General features: G+C 43.0%; 26 protein-coding genes and 1 riboswitch. Of the genes, 8 read left to right on the top strand and 18 right to left on the bottom strand.

The window, feature by feature from the left end; all coding sequences use genetic code 11:
* Nucleotides 1-152: 152 nt before the first annotated feature.
* From BAA9072_RS20390 to BAA9072_RS20440, 11 genes are all read right to left on the bottom strand, one after another.
* Nucleotides 153-2,324, bottom strand: a complete 2,172-nt coding sequence (locus BAA9072_RS20390; RefSeq protein WP_201716488.1) for a beta-propeller domain-containing protein — start codon at nucleotides 2,322-2,324, stop codon at nucleotides 153-155.
* Between the two features lie 360 nt (nucleotides 2,325-2,684).
* Nucleotides 2,685-3,140, bottom strand: coding sequence for a threonine/serine exporter family protein (locus tag BAA9072_RS20395; RefSeq protein WP_201716489.1), 456 nt, complete (start codon nucleotides 3,138-3,140; stop codon nucleotides 2,685-2,687).
* Between the two features lie 39 nt (nucleotides 3,141-3,179).
* The gene (locus tag BAA9072_RS20400) at nucleotides 3,180-3,941 is read right to left on the bottom strand and encodes a threonine/serine exporter family protein (RefSeq protein ID WP_201716490.1); all 762 of its coding nucleotides are present in this window, start codon (nucleotides 3,939-3,941) and stop codon (nucleotides 3,180-3,182) included.
* 277 nt (nucleotides 3,942-4,218) lie between these two features.
* Nucleotides 4,219-4,821 carry a DedA family protein gene (locus BAA9072_RS20405; RefSeq protein WP_201716491.1) on the bottom strand — a complete coding sequence of 201 codons (603 nt, stop codon included), beginning with the start codon at nucleotides 4,819-4,821 and terminating at the stop codon, nucleotides 4,219-4,221.
* Between the two features lie 147 nt (nucleotides 4,822-4,968).
* Entirely contained in the window at nucleotides 4,969-5,565 is a 597-nt protein-coding gene (gene thiT / locus BAA9072_RS20410) for an energy-coupled thiamine transporter ThiT (protein ID WP_201716492.1), read from the bottom strand.
* A gap of 71 nt (nucleotides 5,566-5,636) precedes the next feature.
* A riboswitch (TPP riboswitch) is annotated at nucleotides 5,637-5,735 on the bottom strand.
* Between the two features lie 67 nt (nucleotides 5,736-5,802).
* The gene (locus BAA9072_RS20415) at nucleotides 5,803-6,102 is read right to left on the bottom strand and encodes a hypothetical protein (RefSeq protein ID WP_201716493.1); all 300 of its coding nucleotides are present in this window, start codon (nucleotides 6,100-6,102) and stop codon (nucleotides 5,803-5,805) included.
* Between the two features lie 256 nt (nucleotides 6,103-6,358).
* Nucleotides 6,359-6,685, bottom strand: a complete 327-nt coding sequence (locus tag BAA9072_RS20420; protein ID WP_201716494.1) for a thioredoxin family protein — start codon at nucleotides 6,683-6,685, stop codon at nucleotides 6,359-6,361.
* Between the two features lie 41 nt (nucleotides 6,686-6,726).
* A complete protein-coding gene (locus tag BAA9072_RS20425) occupies nucleotides 6,727-7,269 on the bottom strand; it encodes a histidine phosphatase family protein (protein WP_201716495.1) in 543 nt (180 codons plus the stop codon).
* 83 nt (nucleotides 7,270-7,352) lie between these two features.
* On the bottom strand, nucleotides 7,353-8,168 hold the full coding sequence (locus BAA9072_RS20430; RefSeq protein WP_201716496.1) for a ZIP family metal transporter: 816 nt from the start codon (nucleotides 8,166-8,168) through the stop codon (nucleotides 7,353-7,355).
* A 225-nt stretch (nucleotides 8,169-8,393) separates the two neighbouring features.
* Nucleotides 8,394-10,016, bottom strand: a complete 1,623-nt coding sequence (locus BAA9072_RS20435) for a hypothetical protein (protein WP_201716497.1) — start codon at nucleotides 10,014-10,016, stop codon at nucleotides 8,394-8,396.
* Nucleotides 10,017-10,018: 2 nt separating this feature from the next.
* Nucleotides 10,019-10,804 (bottom strand): ABC transporter ATP-binding protein, encoded by a 786-nt coding sequence (locus BAA9072_RS20440; RefSeq protein ID WP_201716498.1) that lies wholly within the window; start codon nucleotides 10,802-10,804, stop codon nucleotides 10,019-10,021.
* Nucleotides 10,805-11,022: 218 nt separating this feature from the next.
* On the opposite strand from BAA9072_RS20440, the gene BAA9072_RS20445 reads away from it, so the two are divergent.
* The 5 genes from BAA9072_RS20445 (at nucleotide 11,023) to BAA9072_RS24635 (ending at nucleotide 16,012) form a co-directional block, all read left to right on the top strand.
* Nucleotides 11,023-11,418 (top strand): GntR family transcriptional regulator, encoded by a 396-nt coding sequence (locus BAA9072_RS20445; protein WP_201716499.1) that lies wholly within the window; start codon nucleotides 11,023-11,025, stop codon nucleotides 11,416-11,418.
* Nucleotides 11,405-12,307 (top strand): ABC transporter ATP-binding protein, encoded by a 903-nt coding sequence (locus BAA9072_RS20450; RefSeq protein ID WP_201716530.1) that lies wholly within the window; start codon nucleotides 11,405-11,407, stop codon nucleotides 12,305-12,307. The genes BAA9072_RS20445 and BAA9072_RS20450 overlap by 14 nt, the downstream gene beginning before the upstream one ends.
* Nucleotides 12,279-14,240 carry a DUF6449 domain-containing protein gene (locus BAA9072_RS20455; protein WP_201716500.1) on the top strand — a complete coding sequence of 654 codons (1,962 nt, stop codon included), beginning with the start codon at nucleotides 12,279-12,281 and terminating at the stop codon, nucleotides 14,238-14,240. The genes BAA9072_RS20450 and BAA9072_RS20455 overlap by 29 nt, the downstream gene beginning before the upstream one ends.
* Nucleotides 14,241-14,263: 23 nt before the next feature.
* On the top strand, nucleotides 14,264-14,797 hold the full coding sequence (locus BAA9072_RS20460) for an RNA polymerase sigma factor (RefSeq protein ID WP_201716501.1): 534 nt from the start codon (nucleotides 14,264-14,266) through the stop codon (nucleotides 14,795-14,797).
* 348 nt (nucleotides 14,798-15,145) lie between these two features.
* Nucleotides 15,146-16,012: an STAS domain-containing protein gene (locus BAA9072_RS24635; RefSeq protein ID WP_201716502.1), complete on the top strand. Its 867-nt coding sequence runs from the start codon at nucleotides 15,146-15,148 to the stop codon at nucleotides 16,010-16,012.
* A gap of 153 nt (nucleotides 16,013-16,165) precedes the next feature.
* Here the strand turns inward: BAA9072_RS24635 and BAA9072_RS20470 are convergent, their stop codons facing one another.
* Nucleotides 16,166-18,910: a GTP-binding protein gene (locus BAA9072_RS20470; RefSeq protein ID WP_201716503.1), complete on the bottom strand. Its 2,745-nt coding sequence runs from the start codon at nucleotides 18,908-18,910 to the stop codon at nucleotides 16,166-16,168.
* Nucleotides 18,911-19,155: 245 nt separating this feature from the next.
* Entirely contained in the window at nucleotides 19,156-20,346 is a 1,191-nt protein-coding gene (locus tag BAA9072_RS20475) for an MFS transporter (RefSeq protein WP_201716504.1), read from the bottom strand.
* Nucleotides 20,347-20,766: 420 nt separating this feature from the next.
* Here BAA9072_RS20475 and pxpB point away from each other — a divergent pair, with 420 nt between their 5' ends.
* From pxpB to BAA9072_RS20490, 3 genes are all read left to right on the top strand, one after another.
* Nucleotides 20,767-21,486 carry a 5-oxoprolinase subunit PxpB gene (gene pxpB, locus BAA9072_RS20480; protein ID WP_230980957.1) on the top strand — a complete coding sequence of 240 codons (720 nt, stop codon included), beginning with the start codon at nucleotides 20,767-20,769 and terminating at the stop codon, nucleotides 21,484-21,486.
* Nucleotides 21,483-22,487, top strand: coding sequence for a 5-oxoprolinase subunit C family protein (locus BAA9072_RS20485; RefSeq protein ID WP_201716506.1), 1,005 nt, complete (start codon nucleotides 21,483-21,485; stop codon nucleotides 22,485-22,487). Before pxpB ends, BAA9072_RS20485 begins: the two co-directional genes overlap by 4 nt.
* A gap of 76 nt (nucleotides 22,488-22,563) precedes the next feature.
* The gene (locus BAA9072_RS20490) at nucleotides 22,564-23,706 is read left to right on the top strand and encodes an NRAMP family divalent metal transporter (RefSeq protein WP_201716531.1); all 1,143 of its coding nucleotides are present in this window, start codon (nucleotides 22,564-22,566) and stop codon (nucleotides 23,704-23,706) included.
* A gap of 135 nt (nucleotides 23,707-23,841) precedes the next feature.
* Here the strand turns inward: BAA9072_RS20490 and BAA9072_RS20495 are convergent, their stop codons facing one another.
* The 5 genes from BAA9072_RS20495 to BAA9072_RS20515 form a co-directional block, all read right to left on the bottom strand.
* A complete protein-coding gene (locus BAA9072_RS20495) occupies nucleotides 23,842-24,039 on the bottom strand; it encodes a YwbE family protein (RefSeq protein WP_201716507.1) in 198 nt (65 codons plus the stop codon).
* Nucleotides 24,040-24,083: 44 nt separating this feature from the next.
* The gene (locus tag BAA9072_RS20500; protein ID WP_201716508.1) at nucleotides 24,084-24,314 is read right to left on the bottom strand and encodes an excisionase family DNA-binding protein; all 231 of its coding nucleotides are present in this window, start codon (nucleotides 24,312-24,314) and stop codon (nucleotides 24,084-24,086) included.
* 19 nt (nucleotides 24,315-24,333) lie between these two features.
* Nucleotides 24,334-25,710 (bottom strand): 23S rRNA (uracil(1939)-C(5))-methyltransferase RlmD, encoded by a 1,377-nt coding sequence (rlmD, locus tag BAA9072_RS20505; protein ID WP_201716509.1) that lies wholly within the window; start codon nucleotides 25,708-25,710, stop codon nucleotides 24,334-24,336.
* A gap of 137 nt (nucleotides 25,711-25,847) precedes the next feature.
* Nucleotides 25,848-26,219: a hypothetical protein gene (locus BAA9072_RS20510; protein WP_201716510.1), complete on the bottom strand. Its 372-nt coding sequence runs from the start codon at nucleotides 26,217-26,219 to the stop codon at nucleotides 25,848-25,850.
* Nucleotides 26,219-26,524 (bottom strand): antibiotic biosynthesis monooxygenase family protein, encoded by a 306-nt coding sequence (locus BAA9072_RS20515; RefSeq protein WP_201716511.1) that lies wholly within the window; start codon nucleotides 26,522-26,524, stop codon nucleotides 26,219-26,221. Before BAA9072_RS20515 ends, BAA9072_RS20510 begins: the two co-directional genes overlap by 1 nt.
* Nucleotides 26,525-26,730: the final 206 nt, after the last annotated feature.

Here is a 26,730-nt window from a genome sequence, read left to right on the forward strand (position 1 = left end):
TGATTTATATCCAAGATGGCCATCCAGATACTCGGTGACAAGTTTTAGTTTAAATTCCTCACTATATTTAGCCATAAAAACACCCCCAAAAGTTAGTTGTCTACTCTAACTTTTGGGGGTCGATACCTTCGCGGTCTCTTCTGGCAATATTTTTAGTTAACCTCTATGGAGTCATTTTCTTTGAAGTCATCCAAAGAGTACGAAGTGATCATGTGATTTGAAATGGTATAGAGCTGATCGTCAATATAGAGCAGTCTCTGAACCTGGTCTTCCCACTGTTCATAATACTCTTTGCTTTTACTTCCTTCATCCGTCAGCTTTGATTTCAATACAATCCCGTTTTCAGGAGTGATTTCGTAAAGGAGGGCGCCTTGATAGTCGAAATCCAGTTCATGCTCACTGCCCCCCTTTTCCTCGTAAACGGAAATCGGGAAGCCATATAGGTCTCTTGAGGGCTCATGAAGCAAGGCTTTGTGGTCCTCCAGCAAGTTAGAATGGGTCCCGGCCCCTCCGATGATTTCGGTATCGGTTTCTTTCGGATGATGAAAATCTGTAATATCAAACAGTGAAATTTTCATCCCCTTACGAGTGATTCTCGGTTCGATACTGGCTTCTTTACCATCGTTCACCACTTTCGTATCAAATCCGAATCCGATCAGGTGCTGATCATCAATCGGATGAAGATAGGTGCTGAAACCCGGAATCTTTAATTCCCCCAAAACCTTTGGATTTGTTGGGTCTTCCGTATCGATGACGAATAAAGGGTCAACTTGTTTAAAAGTGACCATATAGGCTTTGTCTCCCATGAACCTGACAGAATAGATCTTCTCCCCCCTCGCCAAATCTGTTACTTCCCCTACTTTCTTCATGTTTTCATTTAATATATAGAGAGCATTGGACGATGGTGAGTCACTGTTCCACACTTCCCCGTCCGTGGTGGCAATCCGAAAATGATCCTTGTGTTCATCCATGGAAAATTGGTTTAATACTCTCCCCTTTACATTTCCTGAAGAGGTGTAGGTGATCTTACCAGCCTGAACAGCAAATTTATATATGTCCGTGTCGGGAGAAGCCCATTTTCCCTCCTCATATTTTTCTACGGCGATATACAGGTTCTCCTTCGACATATACACTGTATCTCCACCTCCAAGATAGGATCCGACCGTAAGGGGGTCTTTCGGATTTTCCATATCCAAAGCCGTCAATAAAGTATAGTTTGGAGAAGTTGATTTCGGAAAATACTTGATGTTTTCTAATGGAATCGCCTCCATCTCATCCCCTGTCAAACTATCACTTACCCTCGGTCTTAAATCAAGGCCATCGTCCTGTTCAAGCATCCAGTAGTTTGGATACATGTTGGAAATCAAGTAGACAGTAGAATCCATTTTCCTCGACGCTTTATATTGTCCCTCAAGCTCTACTTTTCTCTGAAGGGACGGCTTATCTTTATTTGAAACATCATACAAGAACGCTACCGTCATGCCCTCTACCGGCATAATTTTAGACTGGGTTTCTTTATCACCTTCCTTAAGAGGCGGTGACCAGCTGTTTCCAATGACTAGCACTTTGTCTCCATTCAAGAAAATATGGTGCGGCTGAACATGTTCTTTGAACGTAATGGTGGATACCACTTCCATCACAGGCTTAACCTTTGTAATCAATAGCTTCCGGTCGGTCAATTGAAAGATATACTTCCCATCTGTTTTAACCGAATCCCCCTCATCAACGCCTTTAACCTGATTATTCGTTGCAGAAAAATCTGAACCAGATTGAGATGATTCACCTGATGCGCTATCCTCTGAAGACTGTGACTCCAATTTTTCTTCCCTTCCAAACAGAGAAAATCTCGTATTTTCCTTATTCAATTTTATAACTTCCTTGAAGTAGTTCGTCAGGTCTTCCCCTGATTGAATCCTCGGTAATTGAGTGGTGACAGAAAAGGGGATCTCTGTGTCCCCGGCATATGAAAGTCCCCATTTGGTTTTGACGTTTGGAGAAATATGAAGTGTGAATGCTTGAGGTTCAGAAGGGTATCCTTCTTTTGGTGCGTGCACCTGCAATGACTTCCGGTCTTTACCGAGCTTTAGAGTGACATTGACTTCACTCCCATCAGAGCTTTTGACAAAAATGTTTTGCGGCGTCACAGTCTCTTTCTTTAAAGGCGTGGAAAATTGTAAATTCCAGGAGTCATTCTCCATTAAGAGATGGTTTCCTGCCCAGCTTCCCTCGGCCTTTACAACAGGTCTTTGACTATACATAACCGTTCCGATACCGACCAGCAGTACAACACCAAGAACAATGAGCAGATACGTTTTCTTACTCATAGTATGACCCTCCTATATGTCCTATTTGTTGATTAGACGTCAAGGATTACGAATAGTTACATGGAGGTGATAGGTTAAAAAGGGCTGTTTTCGTAAACATTGTTGCTTTTGGATGTAGCGTGTGGCGGTTGATTTCCGCTAAAGGTGCTCGCTTTCCGCGGGGCTGGCGGTGAGCCTCCTCGGCTTCGCTTTTGCTGAGGAGGCTCGGCCGAACGTCCGTGGAAAGCGGGACTGTTCCCTTCACCCTCCTGCACCACAACTTAAATGACAGAGCATTCGCAAACCTTAGTTTGAATATGAATAGCAACCCTCTTTGCAAAAACAGCAAAAAAAGACCTTACACAAGCAAGGTCCGTCCCTCTATCTCATTCGTCGGGCACTGGCGTTCAGACGTGCGTTCCGGATGACCTGGTTGATGACTTCCGAGAAGATGAGCCCGATGGCGATGGAGCCTGAGATCATGAAGGCTTTGGCTGCCAGGTTGATGGCTGCATTGTAATCGTTTTGAACGAAATTTCTCATAGCATCGTACGCAAGTCCCCCGGGTACGAGGGGGATGATCCCGGCTACAGAGAAGATGATGACGGGTGTTTTGTACACTTTCGCAAACACCTGACTAACTACAGCCACGACAAACGAGGCAAGTAACGTGGCAAAAACGGTGTCTGCTTCATTTAAGCTCATGAGTATGTAAATGATCCAGCCCAGCATTCCGACAATTCCGCATTTGAAAAGGGACTGCTTTGGAGCATTGAAGATAATCCCGAATGCAGCGGCGGAAATGAAGCTGGTCACTAATTGTTCGATGATGAGCATTCCCTTTTCACTCCAATCTATTGAAAAATGATCTACCATTTATGTTAATGTAAACACGACGGCAATGCCTGTCCCAATGGCAAACGCGGTTAAAAACGCCTCCGCACCCTTTGACAGGCCCGAAACAAGATGACCCGCCATTAAATCCCGGACTGCATTGGTGATCAGGAGACCGGGAACAAGGGGCATCACAGATCCAATGATGATCTTATCCAATTCCTGACCTGCACCGAGCTGGACAAATCCGTAGGACACCATGCCGATGATAAAGGAAGCCAGAAACTCTGCGAAGAACTTTATCGGAACGAGGCGGTGTAAATAAATGAGGCTCGTAAACCCGACACCTCCTGTAATCAGAGCTGGAATGAAGTCCTTCCACATCCCCTGGAACATGATGAGAAAACATCCACTTGCGATCGAAGCCGCAGCTACTTGAATCAGGAAGGAATAAGATAAATCGGACTGATCCAGCTTCTCAAGGGCATTATATGCTTCTTCAAGGGTAAGATGCCCTTTACTGATCTGCCTTGAAATGCTGTTCACGAGGGTCACTTTCTCAAGGTCCGTAGACCTCTCATTTATGCGGATCAGCTTTGTTTTGGTCGGTTCTGAGGTTTCAATCGAGAAGATGATCCCAGTAGGGGTCACATAGCTGTGAGATTCCGATATCCCATAAGAAGCGGCGATGCGCATCATCGTGTCCTCGACGCGATACGTCTCTGCACCACTTTGCAGCATGATCTTACCCGCCAGCAGGCTAACCTCCATTATGTCATATCTTCTTATCATTTTTGCTTCCATAGAATCTCTCCACACGTGCTATTTTTTGAATAGGTCTAGTTTATAGGAAAGCAGTAGTGTAAGCAATGAAGAACGGGATGATTTTACTCATATTTAATGAAAGGAAAGGGAACTCGCCCGTTGATAAGGAAGAATGGGGAATGAAGGGAATCTGCTCGGGGGACCTTGATTAAGCTGGCAGTCTGTTTATGGGCTGATTTTCTCCTTTTATGAGCTGAGACAAAAATTTAGGAGCCAGGTTTCTAATTTATGATCTTCTTGTGGATACTCTTTAGCTTTATTCCGGATCCTTCGTGTAAAACCTTCTCTTCCCCTTCTTTTTAATAATTATATACAAACCTGTAAGGAGCACAAAACCAATCAATACAACCACTTGATAGTCTTCGATCATTTCGAGGACTGCATCTTTTTCCCCATCATATAGTTTTCCTATACTCAGAAACAGGAAAGTGGATGGAGCAATACCGAGCATCGTGAGAAGGGAGTATGCCCTCACGTCCATTTTCGCCATACCCGCAAGGATAGGGATGACGTTTCCAATATGAAGGGGACTGGCAATTGCCACGCTCCAAACCCCGTAACGTTTGAACTTATCCTGGGCTGCTTTAAGTTTCTCGAGCTTCTGTGGCTTGATCGTCTCTTCCATCTTGTCTCCCAGTTTTAAACTGATGTAGTAAGGAATATAGCTTCCTGTCGTGTATAGAAGGCTTCCCACTAAAGAAATCATCACCAATTCCATCCACGATAAATCGAGGATAAATCCCATGGTCACGATAAAAAAAGTGCCAACAAAAGGAAAAGCACTTCCTTCAATAAATAGAGAAAACAATACACCCCAAATCCCCCACTCTTCCGCTATATTCATAATCCATTCTCCCATTAGGCTCACTCCCGTACGTTATCTTATTTTTAGTATAAATAAGTTCCGTTACTTCCAACAGAAGCCCGGGAAGTAATCCTCTATCAGTCTTGAGGTGTATTGACAGAAAAAAACCGGTCCTTATGTAAAGGACCAGTCGATGTGACTTTATGATGCCTTTCGGCTGATTTCCTGATGATGCGACGGTACCTTGATTAATCTCGGTGCCATATTGACGATAATCACCAACACAATAGAACATAATAGAGCTGAGCCCAGCATTGTGATTCCATTCGCAATGAAAGAGAAGAGTAGCGGAGACATCTCATCCGGGGCATACTCGGCAAAGAAGACGAACCCCGCAATGAAATGCCAGAAATAGCGGGCAAGACTTCCTGCAAATGTCGCAATCACTACCCAGAGAATCGCTTTGGATCGTCTGTTGCTCCCTAACGTGTTCTGTATCGTCCCCGTAAACGTCCCGGCAAGACCAATGAATGCAAAGGCGATGAAGTACTCTATCACCATTTGAACCGGTGTAGCAATCCAGGCATCCCCAAGGGAAATCTGCAGGATTCCCCATACGAAGCCCCCTATCATTCCGGCTTTCCATCCCCTTCGATAGGATAATAGAAAGATCGGTACCATGGCAATTGAAATAGAGATACTTGGTGATAGCTTAATGGATGGCAGCATATCAAGTATCACGGCGAAGGCAGCCATCAATGAAGCTTCAAGCAATACGACAAGTCGAATGTTTTTCATAAAAAAATCCTCCTAATGTAATGAAACGAAACCATAAGGAGGGAGAATGCATCAATCTAAACAGGCAAGAAAATACCTATTTTCCACATCCCTACGCTAGTCCTAACTAACAGGTTCAGAGGGTCAGAACAGATTGTTCACTCTCAGCTTTCGCTCCCCTTGTGGTACCGTTTATTTAGTTGTTATGATTTATTATACATGAAGAATGATTGTTTGAAAGTGTGAAAAGTTTTTTCTTTAAGGTGTCTCACTCAGGGGGTCATGAAGGATGATGACGGGCATCGATTTAGGGGTGACCATGAATCCATATACTTTTCCATTTTTGTCCTTATACGCTACAGAATAATCTCCAAACTGGGGTGAGAATTCGACGTTTTGGTATTCAAGGTCAAGATCCTGATACTTCAGGCTTACATACAGGTTGGTGGCGATTCTTGCCGTCAGATGTTGTACAGTGGAAATCCGGTTGGCTACTATTATGAGGATGATTGCTAAACCGAGTAACATGACTTTCTTTGTCCTGGTCAATCTGATCATTCATCTAGCCCCCTTTTAATTCTTCATGACTACTATACTCTTATACTTTCTATTATATACCTATTCACTGAACCATGACAAAAGAGCTACTTTCTTTAGCAGCTCTTTTTAAATCTCTAGTGATTTCAAAAACGTTTATAACTTTCATAAGGGCTAAGTTGTTAAATTCATTGCATGGTGTTCACTGTCTTAAACAACTGTTTAAGCTATTCAGGTCAGTCCTATCAATATTTATGACTACTAATCAAACGTTTGTTTAGTTGTCTAACATCCTTATAAGTCGTGAGATTTGACTGTGTAGTTCGTCGATGGGAACAAAGCGTGCTTTTCTGAACATTTCTTTTCCATCTACAAAAACGATGATGACGGGCACGGTGAAGATGGAATATTCCCCTGCTATTTCCGGGATTGCTTCTGCATCGGCAAGGAGAGGTATCACAGATTTAAAATCCTCCAAAACCTCTTCCACCTGCGGCAGGAGTGCATGACAAACAGGGCAGTTGGGTCTTGATATGTATAGGAACACCAGCGTTTCAGCTTCCAGTTTCCACTTAATGGTTTCTAAAGAATGGACTTCTTCCACTTCCGAGTCTCCTTTCTTTGTAAAACTCTTACCGCTTGGAATCAACCTTTCCGGTCACGATACACATACACCTTACCGTTGGACGGTCTCCTAAAGGATGGTCCTGTAAACCCACGCTTTCGCAATTCCTTCCTCATAAACATCATGATTCCTCCATGACCTACAATGAGCACATCTTTTCCTTCCTGAATGACCTTATCGACCACAAGACTGATTCTCTCTTCTATTTCCCGCCTGCTTTCCGGCTGGGAACGATGATTAAACCACCAGGCGATTCTGATGATGGACAAATGAACAAAGAGTGGAAGTTTCTTTTTATAACGAAATAAAGGAGATAACCTGATCTCCCGCAGCTCTTCCAAAAATGAGATGTCCCCGTTATAAATAGCTTGAGCCGTTATTTGTGCCCTGGATAAGTCACTAGAATAACAGCTTTTCCAATCGATGTCTTTGAGATCCACTTTATTTTCTTCTACACCTGAGGCATCGTATTCTTCCACCCACTTCATCAACTCTTCACTCGTTACAAATGAAGCCGGATACCCCCTTTTCACTTTAAAGTGCCTTATGAGACCAATCTTCAATATATATCCCCTCCCCTATCCATTATACAAGTTTTTGGAAGAGAAAAAGCATGCGCTCTTTGACGCATGCTACACTTATCCTATTATCCTAAGGAAACATCAAGAATCATCATCACGACGAAGCCCAGCATAAGTCCCAGTGTCGCCAGGTCCGTACTTCCTGAAGATTGTGACTCAGGAATCAGTTCTTCGACGACGACAAATATCATCGCTCCCGCCGCAAAAGCAAGGGCATAAGGCAGAAGAGGCTGCACCATCAGCACTGCAGCGGCCCCGATCACAGCAGCAATCGGCTCTACGATGGCTGATAACTGACCATAATGGAAGGATTTCAAACGGGACATCCCTTCACCCCTGAGCGGGATGGAAAGAGCAGCCCCTTCAGGCATGTTCTGAATCCCGATTCCAATGGCTAAGCCGATGGCTCCCACTAAGGTTGCATCTCCAATACCGAGTGATGCGGCTCCAAAGGCTACACCGATGGCGAGACCTTCAGGAATATTATGGAGGGTGATCGCCAGAAACAACAGGGTGGATTTTTTGAATTGGGTTGGAGGTCCTTCGGCTTTTTCCGATTCGTTCCCCAAGTGTAAATGGGGTACGACAAAGTCTAAAAGTCTAATAAAAAGGCCGCCGAGTAAAAAGCCAATGGCAGGGGCCAACCATGGAATTTGGCCGTTTTGCTCACTGAACTCTATCGATGGAGCCAGCAGGGACCAGAACGAGGCGGCAATCATAACACCTGCCGCAAACCCGAGCATCATGTTCAATGTATGTTTTTCAATTTTAGTGAAGAAAAAAACAGTGGCGGCTCCAAGTGCAGTTAACCCCCACGTCACCAGCCCACCGAACAGCGCCTGCGTCGTCGGATTAAACCCACTTAACCAGTCTATGAACATACGAACCACGCTCCTCCGATCAAACATTTTAGAATACTACCATCTTGCATCAAGGAAACTTTCTTTGTCAAAGGAAATGTCATTCACCTATTTACCAGAGCCCATCATTTTTCTATATATATGTCATTTACTTCAAATTGTGTATGTATCGTCTATATTTCCCATTCACACATAGGGACTATACCAAAAACGCCCCTGCCTAAAAAAGACAGAGACTAAAACTCCTTATTCATCCCTAATGACTGTTTTCCATAAGATCAGATTGACGCCGAATAAAACGATAAGATAGAAAGGGATACCGAACGGAATTTGCAGAGCGAGGTAATGCAACCCCAAAAACACACCCACAATAAGATAGAATGGGAGGACCTTCCAGCTGTCGCTTTGCTGAACACCTTCGAAGCTCTCGGAAAAAGGCAGTGCTCCCCTCATTAAACTGAGACAGATAACAGTGAATATACAGGCACTAATAAAGACGATGACCATCTCAGGGATCACCCGGTAACCAAATAGAATGATAAAGACAATGCTTATCAAGGCAAACAACGGAAGGAACAGCTTCATAAGGAATGCTTTCAATGTCCCTTTGTAGATGGAAGCCCTGCTAGAAACAGGTGCTACTTTGTAAACCCATGATCCCTTGTATTTCCCTGAATAACTGAGCATCATCACTACAGTGGGAATGACGATGAAGCTTGAGTAGATGGATAAATACATACTTGAAGTCAGTAAATCTTCCCTCGATCCGTCCATTAACCCATTGAAGATGAATATAAACGGCATGATAATGGCAAATCCAAGGGCAGGATACACCTTCAACTTAAATTCCCTTTCATTTTTCATCATATAATGGGCGAAACGATAAAACGCCCGTTCTTCGTGCGACCTGAATAATACCTTCATGGTGCCATCCCCGAATTGGAAATGTGTTTTCCTCTTTTTACCTCCATGTGAAGATAATTTCTGAAGATTCTTCTCAAAGGTCGGCAATGCTTTCACGTAAACGATTAGGGAAAGAATTGGAAATAGTACCGCGATACATGAAAGAATCAGGATCATCACGTGGTGGTTACCGTTCAGCATCCATTCAAACGGCGCTGCGAACCAGATGGGAGGCAGAAAGATATTCCACCAATCTGGTGTAAAAGAAATTGTTAAATCGACAAATTCAAACGATCGTGCCACAATCTGGTATCCCACTGCAAGTCCAATGGATAATCCGATCTGAACATAGTTGATAATGTCTTTCAGCTTTTCCCCATCGAAGTATTGGAGAATGAAATAATAGAGCATGGCTGTAAACACCACAATGAGTATGTTCATCAGAATGATCCCTGAAAGGAATAATAAAAAGAATGGAAGACCATGATTGATCAACCCTACAAACAAAGGAATCGCTGTCAAAGAACCTGTCAGGAAAAACAGATAAATAAATACGTGAAGCGTTTTAGCCAGGCTGATGGTTTTTCTTTCAACAGGCTTGGTAAAGAGAATCGTATGATCCCTGATGTCCAGGATGACTACTGAGAAATCGGAAATCATGGAGGTCATCACGATGAATATGAGCACAGTAAAAGTGATACTCATTTGAAAGATGTATTGATCTCCCATCAGCATGAAGGGAATGACGAATAAACCAAACAGTGCATACACCCAAAGGGATTTAATAAAGCGGTTTTCATCCTTCCCTTTCTTCCTTCCCTGCTGCTGAAAGATCGTAGGCACGCGCCTTTGATCCATCGTAAGTTTGACTTGTAGTATTTTTCTCAATAATCGGTAATCGAATCCAAGTTTTGTAAACAACCACTGAAACCAATCCAGAAACAGAAGAGTACGAAATTCCTTCATCCCTATACCTCTTGCACAACGGAAACAATTTCCGCTGCCGTTTCCTTATGTTCATTAAACCCGGTTAATTGATTAAAAATTTCCTCAAGAGATCCTTCCATATTCTGATTCTTTAATTCTTCAAAGCTTCCATCAGCCACGATTTGTCCGTTATGGAGAAGAACGATGCGATTGCTGATTTTTTCCACAACATCCATGATATGCGAGGAATAGAATATGGTCTTCCCCTGCGTGGCAAGCTGAGCGAGCAGCTCTTTGAAAATCATAACCGAATTGGCATCCAACCCGTTGATGGGTTCATCGAGAAATAATACATCAGGATTATGTAATAAACTCGAGATGATCAGAATTTTCTGCTTCATCCCTTTTGAGTAAGACGCGATTCTCGATTCGTATACTTCAGAAAGTCCAAACAAGCCGATGAGTCTCTCCGCTTTATTCTTGGCCGTTTCCTGTTCCATTCCATATAACTCACCCATGAAAGTGAGGTATTCTTCTGCTGTCAGGTTATCATAAAGATCCGCCATCTCCGGCACATAGCCGATCCGTTTCTTGTAATCTACGGAACTTCCAGATATATCTTCACCAAATAGCATCACCTGTCCGGAATACTCCTCTTCAAGACCGAGGATGATCTTGACGGTCGTACTTTTCCCGGCACCATTCGGACCAATATAGCCGATAATCTGTCCTTTATACACATCCAACTGGACACCTTTTAATACTTCCTTGCTCCCAAATCTCTTCTTCAAGTCCTTGATCGATAAAATCGGTTCTCGTACGTCCATATGAATCCCCTTTTTTTCTTTAGATATGCCTATATGCTAACATAAATTCCATATTATGGTCAGATAATATGGAATTTACCCGCTTTACTTCGTACTCTTACACAGCACCCCATTCCGAAATAATTTTCAATTCCCCCCTTCCCAAATTGGCAGAACCTATTATATACTTTAGCTGTATTAATACGCATAGTACACTACACACAGTCGGGAGGGTGGATATGTTTGAGCTTGATTTAAGAAGCCGTAAGCCTATATATGAACAATTGGTTGATAAATTGAAAGAATTCATCATCAACGAAGTGCTTAAGCCTGACGAACAATTACCTTCCGTTCGTGCCCTGGCACAGCAACTGACCATAAATCCAAACACAATCCAAAAAGCCTACAGGGAACTCGAAACTCAAAGGTTCATTTATTCTGTTAAAGGACGGGGTAGCTTTGTTAATCCTTCAAGTCACATTCAAAACGCGGAGAAAATTATGAAAGTAAAAGAAGAATTGTCTAAACTTTTATCTGAGGCCCTTTACTTAGGAATCACAACGGAAGACTTAAAGCAGATGATTGTGGAAATCGAGGCAACGATTGGAGGTAATCAAATTGATGATCGAGATTAAATCCATAACCAAAGCCTTTGAAGGCGCGGAAATCATACATGACACCTCTTTCTCAGTTCAAAAAGCTTCGATTTACGGCCTGCTTGGATCAAATGGAGCAGGAAAGACCACATTACTGAAGACCATTGCCGGGGTGCTGAAGCCTGAAAGCGGTGAGATATTAGTAAATACACAGCCCGTTTATGAAAATCCATCGACGAAAGAAACCCTGTTTTTCATTCCTGATCAGCCGTTTTTCTTTGCTCATTATTCATTAAATCAAATGGCACGATTTTACCGGAACACTTATAGCCGATGGGATGATGATCGATTTAAGTCATTGAGCAGCTTATTTGGAATTGATCCTTATAAAAATCTTCATAAATTCTCAAAAGGTGTTCAGCGTCAGGCGGCTTTTATTCTGGCCCTTTCCACACAACCTGAAGTACTTATCCTCGACGAACCGATGGATGGCCTTGATCCGGTGGTACGAAAAAAAGTCAAGAGTGTGCTCATTACTGAAGTAGCAAACAGGGACATGACCATCATCATCTCCTCTCACAATCTCCGGGAAGTGGAAGATATTTGTGATCATATCGGCATATTGCACCAAGGAAGATTTTTACTGGAGAAAGAGCTCGATGAGTTGAAGTCAGGCATTCATAAAGTACAGCTGGCATTCAGTGGACACATTCCCGAGAAGCTCTTCGGTGAGCTCGAACTCCTGCATAAAGAGAACCGGGGAAGTGTATCACTCTGCATCGTCCGGGGGGACGAACAACATGTGAAGAGCTTGATTCAGCCTTACCATCCGGTGATCTTTGACTTGTTGCCCCTGACACTTGAAGAAATTTTTGTTTATGAAATGGAGGACGTCGGATATGCCATCCAAAACATCATGGATCAATAAGGAAGTCATCACCCTGTGCCTTCGGAATGCAGGTTGGGTGGGCATTGTCTATTTTATTGGTCTTCTTTTTTCTTTACCGGTCGATATCATCGGTCAATTATCCAACGATAATCTATCTTATCCGATTGCCATTTACGATAATCTTTTTAAAATGCAATATCCGATACAAATGGGCTTGATTCTGTTTATTCCCGTGATTCTCTCCTTGTTCCTGTTTCGGTATCTGCACGTGAAGCAAGCCGGGGACTTCATGCACAGCCTCCCGATCCACCGCAGGAAATTATTTTTTCATTTTACAGGGACGGGATTCGGACTTCTTATCATTCCGATTCTACTGAATACATTGATTTTACTTTCTCTATATTCATTTACAGAACTTCCTCAATATATTGAGGTTCAAGACATTCTAGTCTGGTGCGGCATCACGACGCTCATGAGTTTGCTCCTGTTCACCGCATCTACATTTATTGCCATGATAACAGGGCTGACCGCCGTTCAAGGTGCGCTGACCTATATCCTGCTCTTATTGCCGGCAGGGATGTTTATACTCATATGCTACAGCTTGAGAAATCTTTTATTTGGATTTCCTGAGGACTACTTCTTCGATGTTCAGATCGAGAAATACTCCCCACTCATTAAGACGGTTTACCTTGAGAACAAACTCTTCTCCAGTACAGATGTATTATTATTCATCATAATCACTCTCGCATTCTATGGTTTATCATACGTGCTATATAACGTGAGAAAAGTGGAGGCTGCCTCCCAGGCTATTGTGTACCCGTTTTTGAGACCGTTGTTCAAGTATGGAATCTCTTTCTGTTTCATGCTGATCGGAGGAATGTATTTCAATGGAATCTATCAATCTCAAGGATGGACATTATTCGGGTATTTCATTGGTTCATTCATCGGTTACTATCTCGGGGAAATGATTTTACAGAAACATTGGAGAGTGTTCCGTCACTGGAAGGGCTATATCGGATTTGTCCTGCTCATCGCTCTTCTCGGCCTTTTCATTCAGTTTGATCTATTCCACTATGAAAAGAAGGTCCCTGAACTGGCTGATGTGGAGAAAGTCCACGTGAGCAATACTTATTATTCCCTTACAGACAACCCTGAGAATCTTATTCAGGACCCCTTCATCAAGGATCCAAAAACGATTCAAGCTGTTTTGGATCTCCATGAGGAAATTGTGTCCACACAAACACATGGCACGCAGGCAAATGAGAAGATGGAGCAAATCTTTCTCTATTATAAGATGAAAGATGGAAGCAAAATCATAAGGAATTACCTGATCAATATCGAAGAAATACAATCTCAATATGCTTCTCTTTATGAAATGAAGAATTATAAGGAGAACACCGAACCAATTTATAGCGTTGATTCAAATAAGGTCGATAAACTCACCATCTATAAAGAAGTCGGCAGCAACCCCGGCATCACCATTTCCTCTCCCGAAGAAATCCGTGAAGCCATCGATATTCTAAAAGAAGAAACCTACCATGAGTCCTTTGAGAATCGTGACAGGGTCAACCTTTATAACGTTGAACTTCTTTTATCTGATGACAAGTGGGCACATGCATCCATCAGCCATGACAACAAGAAATTGATATCATGGCTACGGGAGAAAGGATATTTAAAAGATATGAAAATAGCCTCGAATATTGAGTGGATATATGTGACAGAACAAGCCAATATCAGTGAACAGTCCTCTCAAACGATTGAACAAACGATCACAGATTTGAAAAAAGAAGAAAAAGGAATCGAAATAAAGGATGCAGGTCGGATAGAATCCATTATGACTAAGCTTGTGTATGATCAGGTAAATAGTGAATACACCGTCATCATCAAGTACCAGAACGAGGGTGAGATCCGGACTTTCGGCTTACAAAAGAAAGATGCACCTTCCTATATCAAAAAAGAAGTGAATGATTGACACTAGAAAGTCGAGGTGACCAAATGGATACAATGGAAACTACATCATCTCCTCTTACACTGGAGGAGATGTATAAACAATTTCATAAGCTGATCTATCACATTGCTTATAACATCACCAAGGACGTGCATTTATCTCAGGATGTCGTCCAAGAAACCTTTTTGAAAGCTTATGTAAAATTAGATACTCTCATGGACGGGACGAAAGTCAAAGCCTGGCTTACTTCAATCGCAAGATGTACAGCCATCGACTTCATCCGCAAACGATCTACACAGAAGGAGATCTGGATCGAAGAGCAGGAGGAACGTCAACCCATTCAGGATAACCATTCTCTGGAATGTGAAATCGACGCCAGATTCCTCAAGAGCAGCATCCAGGACAACATCAAGAAGCTGCCACTGACCCAGCAAGAAGTCATGGCATTAAAAGTCACGGAAGATCTGAGCGACAGTGAAATTGCACTCAAGCTGAATCTGTCTGCTTCCACGGTCAAAACCCGTTTTCATCGGGCTCGGAAGCATTTGTATTTCATTGTCCAAACAAAAGTATCTGCATAAGAAAGAGACTGGGATATAACGAAATCGATCCAATCTAAAGACGAACCATTCATATATAGTGGTCTTTAGAATCACTTGTTACACCGCTGCCCGCTTCCGTGGAAGACTTCTTCCTCGGGCGGAAGTCGGGTCTCATAAAAATCCGAACGATTTCGAATGATCGTTCGGATTTCTCTTTGACTAAAACACGTTTGTTCCAGTCTCATTCTTTGAATAATAGGGAATATTCAAGAGGACTAAAAGATGTATATTATGTATTAGTTTAGTAGCATTTTCGGCCTAAATCATTGACAGCCTTCCCAATAGGTTTCAAAATAGAAGAATAAGCCAATTACAAAGGGAGCATTTATGGATACTCACTCTTCTCTATTATATGAATACTTAACTGATCACGCCTTAGATTTTACTGAAGACTGGCTCAAATTTCAGGGTATTAAAAAAGGATCACATTACTCTCTTGGTTCTCCGCCTGAGGTTCAGAACAAAATCAAAGAGCAAAATTCTAATTATGTGAAGATCGTTGCAAAATGTCTATTACTCTCCAATGAAGAATCGAAGGAACTGATTTCTAACTGGACAAAGCAAACAGCGGCTGATCGCAGTAAATCCAGCACGACGTTGGATGAAGTTGTACGTAATTCAGGGGTTTTCAGAAGGGTGTATTGGACGTATGTTGAAAAATTCGTTGAAGAACAGTCCGAATTAAACATCCAATTGAAAGAGGTATTTGAGTGGGAGCGCAAAATTAACTTTGCCTTGGACTATGTGTTAGAGACGTTCACTTCGACATTCCTTGGGATCTTAATGAACAGGCTTCAGGCTCAGTCCACATTGATTCAAGAATTAAGTACACCTGTTATTTCTTTAACCTCTGAAGTGGGACTGCTCCCTATCATTGGTGATATTGATACAGACCGTGCAAGAACGATCGTAGAATCAACACTGCAGCAAAGTTCCGATGCTCATTTGTCCATGCTGATCATCGACTTATCAGGTGTGGTAATGATGGACACCATGGTAGCCCAGCAAATCTTCCATCTCATCGATGCCTTGAATCTACTGGGAGTGAAGTCTGTCATCACCGGTATCCGCCCTGAAGTTGCCCAGACAGCCATCCATCTCGGACTGGATTTCTCCACCATCCATACTGAAAACTCCCTTGAACGAATCATTGCCGATGTCATTCAGGAAAACAGCTGTTTTTTGCAAATGTAAGTTTGAATAATGGAAAAGACTGATCCAATTGAGGGTGACACCCTTCCACTGAATCAGTCTTTTTATTTTTTTCTTTTTTCCCAGAGATTATTGATTTAAAAACAGTATTCAGCACTTTCCTTTTGAAAGCAACAAAGATTACGAAAAACGTTTTTATGAAAAATGATGTGAAGCCTTATAACTTGCTTTCACCATGTACTCATGCTGAAGCAATTTCACTTCGAATAGAGTGATCGGATCGAAATATCGTTCCGGATTTGCCTTCATTTTCTTCAATGATTCCTGATCGGATGCAATATCCGATTCTGTGTCTTTAATCGTTGACTCCAATTGCTTGAACGGATCCGCGAAGAATGAATGAACATCCTGCTGAAGTGATTTCTCAAACAAATCAAACTGAAGGAAAAACTTATTGACAACCGATTCCGTGATATCCTGATAGTCTTCGTTCTCCAGATAACGCTTGTATTGATTGTACAATAACGACTTATTCTGCGGTAGTACTCCAAGAATCTTCCCTGCGCTTTTCAAGAGGAACTGAGCAGGTTTAAATCGAAGAAGGATATTCTCTTTATCGATCTGCGCCCTCGTCCCCATTCTGCTGACATCCCTGCGCCAGTCGTCAACCACTTGAAAATCACATTGTAAGACCACCCTGTCTTTCCCAAAAAGTTCGTTAAACGTTTCACTCATTTCATTCAAGTAGTCTTGACTGTCCTGAAGTTCCTGCTTTGAAAAGGCAAGCCAATCCTCCAGGGATGTTACGTAACGAGGCATGAGGTCATCTTGGATATACGCTTGGATCCTTGTATTCATCGCATCATTTAATTCCATGTGAATTTGTTTAAAGTCACTATCTTCACTGATTAATTCTGAACAGCCGCTAAGAATCACCGGGATTTGTTCAGAGATTTCCTTCTTCATGGCTTCCTTCTTTTTATGGAAAGAATCCTTGATGATGGAGACCCTCTCGCTTTGCATGTCTCCCATGTAGTTCTCGAAGCCGTTTAGACGTGTGAGGATGTCCTCATTTTTTTCAATACTTTCTTTCAACTCATTCTCGCGGTTCTTACGTTTCGAGTATAAATCCCTTAACGTTTTTCTCACTAAGTAAAATAGTTTACTTCCACGTTCTCTTTTAAGTACACCATTCTTCACCTTATAATGATCCCCCAGGAACGCCTCCACATCTTTTCTCTGCAGATGAACAGCTTCCAGGGATGAATAAGGTAATACCTCTGCTTCAGGGAACCATTCCCGGGCTTTGTTCCGTGCTGATTCAATGATTTCTTCCGTTCGATCAGAATGAGATACTTTGTCCATTTTATTTAATAAGAAATGAACGTTCACCGGCTGTCCGATTTCGGTTAATTTTCTTAATGTCTGACGGTCTTCTGCGTTAAACGGGGCATCTGCATTCAGGACATATAAGAGACCATCGGCGGCAGGATAAAAGGCTGTCAGATCATCCAGATGCCTTTTCCCAGTTTGAACGTCTATGATGGCTGTTCGATTTTTCTTCAGGAACTCAGATGGCAGGCTATATTCAACAAATGCCTCCCTCTGCATCAATTCTTCAAAGTCAGCGATGCTTTCCACTTTATGAACTCCCTGATCGTGAATCTCTTTCACTTCTACCTGTTGATCATGATAGCTGTAGATGATCGTTGAATCTTCAACTTCTCCGACACTTTCACCTAAAACAGATTGAACGAAGGTTGACTTCCCGCTAGAGGCACTCCCTGCAATCAATAGATGATGTTCGTTCAGATCCATCAACTGCTCTGCTATCCATTGGGTTTTGTAACTTACAGGCGCTTCATTCCGTTCTGACCACTGGATGACCTTATTCAAGAACAATATGATTTCTTCAAAGCGTACCTGATAAGAATCTTCTTCTAAGAGAATCATTTCCGCTTCTTCCTTCAACATTGGTTCAATGCTATAGGAAAATACATCGTTCCACGCCAAAACGGCGGCTGCCGGAAATAATGGCTGTTGATCCCTGCTCACCTTCAACCAATTCGTCAGCATGCTTGGCATGAAGCCTTCCAAGTCTTTCATAAGGTAATCACCTTCAAGGAAATCGATGTATGCATCTTGGAATTGGGTAAGGATGTCCTGCCATGTTTCATTCGGAAGAACTTCCACGTATTCAAATATTGTATTGACCGTCAGCATCCATTCGATATGGGCAGCCGGGTGGCTTCTGTAACCTGCCCAGAGAGCAGATACCAGTTCTTTAAATTGTTTACGGTCTTTTTCATACACGGTAATCAACAGATCATAGAAGTAATCCGGTGCAAATGATCTCGCATAACCTTGATCGCCATAATCTCTCAGAATCATGAACCAGGCAGGGTCCTGGGTTCGGATCGATTCCTTTACAGCCAGTTCCACTGCTTTATTCCAGTCCTCCTGATTCTCATAAAAAGTTCTCGCGAGGTCTGTCACATTGGCATAATCCGGTTCTATCGATAATGCTTTCTCAATCGTACGATAAGCTGATTGAATCTTGTTTCGTTCAATATAAAGAGAGAATAACTGAAGGGATACCTCCATGGTCAAAATCATGCTTTCCGTTTGAATAGCGGTGTATACATCCTCCGCTGAGGATAGCATTCCAAGCTCATAGTAAGAATCCGCAATGTTCTTCTTAGCCCATGGTTCCAGTTCATTCAGGATGCTCTCCCATTTGAAGATGGCTCCTTCATAGTCCCGGCTGTGAAAGTAGACTTCCCCTTGAGCATAACGTATGAATGTTAAATCATACGGTTCATTTTGTTGTTCTTCCACGAATGCTTGTCCAAGCACTTCTATTGGATGACGGGTAGTATCCTGATCTACTAAAAAAGTTCGATAAAATGACTTTTCCATTAGTAATTTTTCTTCTGTCATAATGTCCTCCGTTATATGTGGATCCCCTTTACCGGAAACCTCACAGACTTGTCTATTTCTCTCATTCTAACAGAATTTCATAAGGATAAAATTTCAATTCCTTTTCAATTTCCGATTGATACTTTCTGCCGTGAACCAATGGAATCACTTCCATTACAGAAGAAAGGACTATCTGTTACCAAAGGCTAAATACGCCTTTAAAACAGATAGTCCTTTTTACTTACCACTATTATTCATCCATCAAACTATGCAGAAGTCTGATGAACAAGCTTTTTTTGTTTTCTGCCTTCAAGGATGGCAACCACAAGGGCAACAAGCAGGAACAAGCTGGAAATTTGGAATAAGACACCTGTCTCTACATACTGAGCCAGCACTCCGAATACTAAGCCGCTTAACCCGATACCTAGGTCGATGGAAGAGAAGAACATACCGTTCGCCACCCCTCGTCTATGATCAGGCGTCATAGACAAAGTCCAGGATTGAAGGGTTGGAATCAGTGAGCCAAACCCAACTCCAAAAAGAAGACCTGCTATGATAATAAGGAAATCAGAATGGGCGAAAGATAGTACCCACATTCCGATAAAGGTTACCACAATACAGAATAAAACAAGTCCTTTAGGTCCCCGTTCATCAAACCATTTTCCGGCTACCGGTCTTGATAAGGATGCCATGATTGCATTACATAAGTAAAACAGAAAAATATGCTGTATTCCACGTTCTTCCCCAAAGATGACGATAAAGGTAACGATCGATCCGTACCCAAACGTCACCATGATCGTAATGAAAGCCGGGAACCAGCTGGATTTTTCCACTAATGAGCCAAGGTAAGAGAACTTCAAGTCTTCCTTCTTCGTTTCTTTGACAACTTGAGGCGTCTGATAATGAACGATTCCCAGGAGGACAATCGCGATGACCCCCAGCACACTTGAAGTGACGATCAGATTTGTAAAGGTCGTCACCTGGAATAAATAGATTCCGAGACTCGGAGCAATGATCATTCCGATCGTTATCGACAATCCGTAATACCCCATTCCTTCGCCTAAACGGGATTTCGGAACCACATCGACGGCCGCCGTACCATTGACCGTTGTGGACCATCCCCAGGCAAGCCCGTGGACAAAACGGAATAATAGGAAAATGAAGACCACACTCGACAATGGATAAATCACCGTAATCGCGAGTAACGAGATCACACCTATCAAGACAAGAGGCTTCCTGTCCCTGTATTCCAACATGAATCCGATGAACGGACGGCTTAACACAGCCCCGATGGAAAACAGCGTCGTCACCAATCCAATCTCAAGCCCCGATGCCCCAATCGACTTAATATAAGGCGGAAGTGTCGGAATCAACATCTGAAATGACATAAACACAAACAAATTTCCCACCATCAACATAATAAAAGACCTGGTCCATAAAGGATCCTTCACCTTCATAAAAAAACCTCCTTCCCTATCTATCAAACCCCATCCTATTTGATGGGGACATTATTTCGGATTACTAAATAATAGCACATAAAACACATTTGCGATACGAATTAAAATGGGTGAAAGTGTGTAATTTTTTTACAGAATGCGAAACAAATCAATGGGATTAAATTCATTATTAAATGGAAAATGATTTTTATCTGTTTATCGGATAAAGGCGAGGGAAAAATGCAAGCACACTCACTTAGGTTCAAAGCCTTAATCTTACTTATCAATCAGCATACTTCCAAAGCTCTTATTGAAAACACTAAGAATTATACTATAATAACAATATGGCCAAAATTTCTGAATAGTCTTATTTACGTGGCCACTCATACATATTTACTTTTCATTTTCTATAAACATACAATCCCGAATGGAGGTTATTCTTTGAATTATACGTTACGGCCATTAGGCGACCACGCCGTCGTTATCCAATTAGGCAATTCAATTCAGCAGGAAACACACGAATTGGTAAAGTCGGTAACAAATTTAATCGAAAGCCAATCTATCGACTGGCTCGTAGAATTCATTCCGGCGTTTACAACCGTCACCCTTTATTACGATCCAATCAAAATCATCGAATCGCACATGCCTTTTCAAAACACCCTTCCATACTCTGTTGTCTGTTCCGAAATTAAAGACCTGCTTTCCGAACTGACAAACGATGAAAAAACAGAACCGCGAATCGTTGATATTCCCGTTTGCTACGGAGGAGAATTCGGACCCGACTTGGAAGAAGTCGCAAACCACCATCACCTTTCCACTGAAGAAGTCATCAACATACACTCAAACGGGGACTACCTCGTATATATGATCGGCTTCGCACCCGGTTTCCCCTATATCGGCGGTATGTCATCAGAAATTGCAACACCGAGAAGAAAGTCACCACGCTTGAAAATACCCGCAGGATCGGTGGGGATAGCAGGGGAACAAACAGGCGTATACCCCATTGAAACACCCGGGGGATGGCAACTGATCGGTCGTACACCCGTAAAGCTGTTCCAACCGGACAACAACGCTTCACCAAGCTTACTGAAAGCCGGGGATCGAATCCGCTTCACACCGATTTCACTTGAAGAATATAAAGCATTGGAGGAGGAACAATGATTAATGTAATCAAACCGGGCCTCCTGACGACCATTCAGGACTTAGGAAGGTACGGTTACCAAAAATATGGCGTCATTGTAAGCGGGAGCATGGATCCTCTCGCCCACAAAATCTCGAACCTGTTGGTAGGTAATGATGTAAACGAGTCGACACTGGAGATCACTCTCATGGGACCTGTCCTTGAATTCAAGGAGACAACCCTTATTTCGATTTGCGGGGGAGATCTTTCTCCGACCATTGACGGAAAGCCGGTTCCCTTAAGGAGATCCCTGTTAATCAAAGCTGGTAGTGTCCTGAAGTTCGGTGGTTGCACAAATGGTTGCCGCAGTTATCTGGCAGTCGCAGGCGGCTTCAGTGTTAAAACGGTCATGAACAGCAAATCTACATATGTGAGGGCGGGTATCGGAGGTTTGAATGGCCGTCCCCTACAGGCAGGCGACGTCTTGCAAGCAGGTACGATCCACAAGGAATCTGCCAATATGATCGACTATTTAATCCCTTATTTGGCGGATCATGATTTTACAGAAATTGACTGGTCGATTTCGTCTGAATTCATCTCTTCCTACCAGCAGAAGCAGGCGATACGAGTCATACCAGGGACAGAGTACGAGTTATTCTCCGAGGAAAGCCGTGGACAGTTTGTTAATCAGCCATTTAAAGTATCCTCCCAATCAGATCGCATGGGATATCGTCTTGAAGGTCCGTCCCTCCATCTTGAGGAGGAATTCAATATGATATCTGAAGCGGTGGTGTTTGGAACGATTCAGGTTCCGTCGAATGGTCAGCCGATCATTTTGTTGGCTGACCGGCAAACGACAGGAGGCTACCCGAGAATGGGGTACATTGCTTCAGTGGACTTTCCCCTCATTGCTCAGACGAAGCCCGGAGGAGAAGTAACCTTCACCATGATTTCCCATGAACAGGCTCAGGAGCTATACATAGATCGTGAACGACAATTAAACCATTTAAAGCAAGGGATCGCCCTGAAATTCAACTCTTAATCTAAACGACAACAAAGGAGAGAACCTCTTGAAGAAAAAATCGAATCTCAGTCTATTGTTGGGAGCGGCGTTCCTGATGGCAACATCAGCCATTGGGCCCGGCTTCCTGACTCAAACAACCGTTTTCACTGAACAGCTTGCTGCAAGCTTTGGTTTCGTCATTTTAGTTTCCATTCTTATTGATATCGGTGCCCAGCTTAATATCTGGCGCATCATAGCCATTTCGGAAAAAAGGGCTCAGGATATCGCTAATGATGTCCTGCCTGGATTAGGATACTTCCTCGCCATCCTCATCGTGGCAGGGGGCTTGGCCTTTAACATCGGAAATATTGCCGGAGCTGGACTCGGTACGAATGTCCTGTTTGGCATTTCCCCTGAAATGGGCGCGTTATTCAGTGGAATTGTCGCTGTCGGCATTTTCCTTGTAAAGGAAGCGGGCAGATTAATGGACAAGTTCGCTCAAATCCTCGGATTATTAATGATCATCCTTACGGTATACGTCATGTTTACAGCAAATCCTCCTGTCGGGGAAGCCGTGACGAAAACATTTGCTCCCGACACCATTGATTTTCTTGCAATCATCACCCTGGTAGGAGGGACCGTCGGAGGATATATTACATTTGCCGGGGGACATCGATTATTAGAAGCCGGGATAACGGGGAAACAAGCACTCCCTGAAATCACAAAAAGTTCAGTTTCTGCCATTGGTATTGCATCCATCATGCGAATTTTTCTTTTCCTGGCAGCGTTAGGGATTGTGGCTCAAGGATTTACATTGGATCCTTCCAATCCCCCTGCCTCTGTATTCCAACTGGCAGCAGGTGATATCGGGTACAAAATGTTCGGTATCGTCATGTGGTCTGCCGCTGTTTCTTCCGTTGTCGGGGCCGCCTATACGTCGGTATCCTTCATCCGTACGTTCAGCCCGCTCCTGGAGAAATATCATAAGTGGCTAATCGTCGGATTTATTACGATTTCAACTCTTGTTTTCGTGATAGTCGGAAAACCGGTTGCCATCTTGATCCTGGTTGGATCACTGAATGGGTTGATCCTGCCGATCGCCCTGGGTGTTATGCTGATCGCCGCACATAAATCTAAAATCGTCGGTGACTACAAGCATCCTGTCTGGATGACCATATTTGGTGTGTTAATCGTCGTGGCCATGTCTTATATGGGTGTGTACTCATTGATTAAAGGCATTCCTCAATTGTTTAGTTAAGCGTAATAGGAAAGCCCCCGATTCCTGGATCGGGGGCTTTTTGAGTGAATTGATTTTGTTTTAACGGGTAGAATTTGCTTGAATAGTATCAGGTACATTCATTTATGAGCTAAAAAAAGAGACCACACCGGCCTCTTATTTCTGAATGATATTCTTCACCCGGCCAACCTGTCCATCTGCTAATCGGACTTTGATGCCGTGTGGATGATTAGATGAATTGGTTAAAATATCTTTTACAATTCCCCGAGTCAGTTTGTCTGTTCTTTGGTCCTTTTTCAGGACGATGTCCACTTCAAGACCCGGTTTAATATTGGAACGCTGTTGTCCGCTCATTGTATTCTCCATTTCTTCAGTTGATTTCTGGAAGCTTCCAGGGATTAATCTTCGTCCTTCACATCGATGTCTTCGGGAATCGGTTCGCTTAAATAATCCGCAAGCTGCCTCTTCATTTTTTCCATTTGCTCGAGGTGCTGATTAAATTGATCCCGGTACACTAAATATTGTTCTCCGTCATGGACCGCCCGTATTTTCCTTTGCTGGACGAGACCTTCAATGTACGATTCAGGCAGGGACAAATACTCGGCTGTTTCTTTAATGGTGAGATACATTGCTCTTAACCCTCACTTTTCATTCAACTAATTCGACCTTCGCAACGGCTTCACAATGCATCGTCTGTGGGAACATGTCAACAGGCTGGACCTCGGTCGTCTTATATCCCCCGTCTTCCAGGATTCTAAGATCACGTGCAAGTGTTGCAGGGTTGCAGGAAACATAGACGACACGCTTCGGCTTCATGGCAAGGATCGTATTCAGAAGTGCTTCATCACAGCCCTTTCGCGGGGGATCCACAACAAGGACATCCGCTTCAATTCCTTCTTTATACCAATCAGGAATGACCACTTCCGCAGGTCCCGCTTTGAATTCCACATTCGTCATATCATTCAACGTGGCATTTTGCTTCGCGTCTTCAATCGCCTGAGGGACAATTTCGACCCCGTACACCTTCTTGGCCTTTTGAGCGAGGAATAATGAAATCGTCCCAATCCCGCAATATGCATCAATGACCGTTTCTTCTCCTTGTAAATCCGCATACTCCAATGCTTTATCATAAAGCACTTTCGTTTGTTCCGGATTCACCTGATAGAAGGATCTTGCCGAGATCGCAAACTTAACGTCCCCTATATAATCGTGGATCACTTCTTCCCCCCATAAAGTATGGGTGGTGTCCCCCATGATCACGTTTGTTCTTTTGGGATTCACGTTATGAACGACCGATTTCAATCCTTCAATATTTTCAGTAAGTGCTTCAATGATGGCTTTCTTATGTGGAAGCTCAGGCGTCCGTGTGACCAACACCACCATCACTTCACCCGTCGTATACGCCGTCCGGGTCATAATATGACGGAGGGTACCTTTATGATTCTTTTCATCATAGGGACGGACCTCCAGTTTTTCACAAATATCTTTCACTTGTTGAATCACTTCATCATTTTTTTCGTATTGAATGATGCATTTATCCATATCAATGATTTCATGACTGCGCTTTTGATAGAACCCGGCTACAAACCGCCCGTCCTTTTCCCCTACAGGAACCTGGGCTTTATTTCGATAGCGCCACGGTTCTTCCATTCCAAGGGCCGGGTGTACACTTATATCATAAAGCTTACCAATACGCTGCATCACGTCACGGACGTTCTTTTCTTTCGCTTTCAGCTGTCCTTCATAGGTCATATGCTGAATCTGGCAGCCTCCGCATTCCTTGTATATCGGACATGGGGGGGCTTGACGAAACGGACTTTCCTTCGTGCGTTCCGTCAGTCGGCCGAAACCATACCCTTTACTCGTTTTCACTACCTTGACCTGTCCTTCTTCACCTGGAAGGGCGTCAGGAACGAATAATGGATATCCATCTACCTTTGTCACACCATTCCCGTCATGGGTCAGGTCTTGAAATACGGCTTCATCTATATAATCATTTTTTTGAACGGGTGCTTTTTTACTCACGTATATCTTCCTTTACGAATTCCTTTTTAAGACTCTACTGATTGTACCATAAATGGAGAAGGAGAATGAAACGGGATGGAGGTCCGTCCCTCTCTATGTAAAAAAGCATCGAAACAGGATTGTCGATGCTTGTTGGTTCAGGAAGAAGAGGGATTTTCCCTGTCTGCGGTCCGGATGGACTTGATGGCCTGTTTCAGATAAAACGTGAAGACTTCCCCTTTTTCTGCATCGGTCTCCTCGAGGGATTCTATGATACACTTGAAATTATCGATGAGGTGATCAGATTTCATACCCCTGCTCACCAATACGCTGTTCAGCCAGAGGGCATAATCGGAAAACACCTTCGATTCGTCAGCATTGGCAGCAGACTCCAGGTAGTTGAAATGGTGAATATTATCTTCACAGCATTTTTTCCGACCAGTATCTCCGTATTTTTCATCCAATTCCGGGTATCGATCGTACAACTTTCCAACGGCTTCGTCTATGACACTCTTATACTTATTTTCCATCAGTACGCCACCACCTTGTACCGATCGATCGACGGAATGATGGATGCCAGTTCCTGATCCGGGTATTTCTTTTCCAATTCATGAATCCGCTTATAGTCTTCACTCTGTACCCACTTCATAAAGTGTTCTTTCGTATCCCATTCCATATGGACCGTGATTTCTCCCGGCTTTTTCTCATTTTGTAAGAGCAGGAATCGTTGAAACCCTTCTGCTTCGTCTACCAAACCTGAACGGGAATGATAGATAGAAATGACTTCCTCCGCCTTTTCATCAGGAACCACAAATGTTGAATGTACGATATACATTGAACTCACCCTTCTTAGTGGAACATTGTCCGACTGCTTTTTATTCACTGTAACATAGTCAGGGAGTACCGGGAAATACAAAGAGAACAGGATATGAAAATCGCTTCTATTATTTTTAAATTTATTCAAAGACAAATGTACATTTTCTAGTTATCTTGTCAAAACTTACCGCGTTTCTTCCGATACAAAAAGGGTAAAATGGTATG

It is taken from the genome of Rossellomorea arthrocnemi, from assembly GCF_904424705.1.
Classification (GTDB): Bacteria; Bacillota; Bacilli; order Bacillales; family Bacillaceae_B; genus Rossellomorea; species Rossellomorea arthrocnemi.

Bases quoted from the DNA above. Each gene is read 5' to 3' on its own strand.
- BAA9072_RS20390 (WP_201716488.1), bottom strand. From the start codon at position 2,324: ATGAGTAAGAAAACGTATCTGCTCATTGTTCTTGGTGTTGTACTGCTG.
- BAA9072_RS20395 (WP_201716489.1), bottom strand. From the start codon at position 3,140: ATGCTCATCATCGAACAATTAGTGACCAGCTTCATTTCCGCCGCTGCA.
- BAA9072_RS20400 (WP_201716490.1), bottom strand. From the start codon at position 3,941: ATGGAAGCAAAAATGATAAGAAGATATGACATAATGGAGGTTAGCCTG.
- BAA9072_RS20405 (WP_201716491.1), bottom strand. From the start codon at position 4,821: ATGGGAGAATGGATTATGAATATAGCGGAAGAGTGGGGGATTTGGGGT.
- thiT (WP_201716492.1), bottom strand. From the start codon at position 5,565: ATGAAAAACATTCGACTTGTCGTATTGCTTGAAGCTTCATTGATGGCT.
- BAA9072_RS20415 (WP_201716493.1), bottom strand. From the start codon at position 6,102: ATGATCAGATTGACCAGGACAAAGAAAGTCATGTTACTCGGTTTAGCA.
- BAA9072_RS20430 (WP_201716496.1), bottom strand. From the start codon at position 8,168: ATGTTCATAGACTGGTTAAGTGGGTTTAATCCGACGACGCAGGCGCTG.
- BAA9072_RS20435 (WP_201716497.1), bottom strand. From the start codon at position 10,016: ATGAAGGAATTTCGTACTCTTCTGTTTCTGGATTGGTTTCAGTGGTTG.
- BAA9072_RS20440 (WP_201716498.1), bottom strand. From the start codon at position 10,804: ATGGACGTACGAGAACCGATTTTATCGATCAAGGACTTGAAGAAGAGA.
- BAA9072_RS20445 (WP_201716499.1), top strand. From the start codon at position 11,023: ATGTTTGAGCTTGATTTAAGAAGCCGTAAGCCTATATATGAACAATTG.
- BAA9072_RS20450 (WP_201716530.1), top strand. From the start codon at position 11,405: ATGATCGAGATTAAATCCATAACCAAAGCCTTTGAAGGCGCGGAAATC.
- BAA9072_RS20455 (WP_201716500.1), top strand. From the start codon at position 12,279: ATGCCATCCAAAACATCATGGATCAATAAGGAAGTCATCACCCTGTGC.
- BAA9072_RS20460 (WP_201716501.1), top strand. From the start codon at position 14,264: ATGGATACAATGGAAACTACATCATCTCCTCTTACACTGGAGGAGATG.
- BAA9072_RS24635 (WP_201716502.1), top strand. From the start codon at position 15,146: ATGGATACTCACTCTTCTCTATTATATGAATACTTAACTGATCACGCC.
- BAA9072_RS20470 (WP_201716503.1), bottom strand. From the start codon at position 18,910: ATGACAGAAGAAAAATTACTAATGGAAAAGTCATTTTATCGAACTTTT.
- BAA9072_RS20475 (WP_201716504.1), bottom strand. From the start codon at position 20,346: ATGAAGGTGAAGGATCCTTTATGGACCAGGTCTTTTATTATGTTGATG.
- BAA9072_RS20485 (WP_201716506.1), top strand. From the start codon at position 21,483: ATGATTAATGTAATCAAACCGGGCCTCCTGACGACCATTCAGGACTTA.
- BAA9072_RS20490 (WP_201716531.1), top strand. From the start codon at position 22,564: ATGGCAACATCAGCCATTGGGCCCGGCTTCCTGACTCAAACAACCGTT.
- BAA9072_RS20495 (WP_201716507.1), bottom strand. From the start codon at position 24,039: ATGAGCGGACAACAGCGTTCCAATATTAAACCGGGTCTTGAAGTGGAC.
- BAA9072_RS20500 (WP_201716508.1), bottom strand. From the start codon at position 24,314: ATGTATCTCACCATTAAAGAAACAGCCGAGTATTTGTCCCTGCCTGAA.
- BAA9072_RS20510 (WP_201716510.1), bottom strand. From the start codon at position 26,219: ATGGAAAATAAGTATAAGAGTGTCATAGACGAAGCCGTTGGAAAGTTG.
- BAA9072_RS20515 (WP_201716511.1), bottom strand. From the start codon at position 26,524: ATGTATATCGTACATTCAACATTTGTGGTTCCTGATGAAAAGGCGGAG.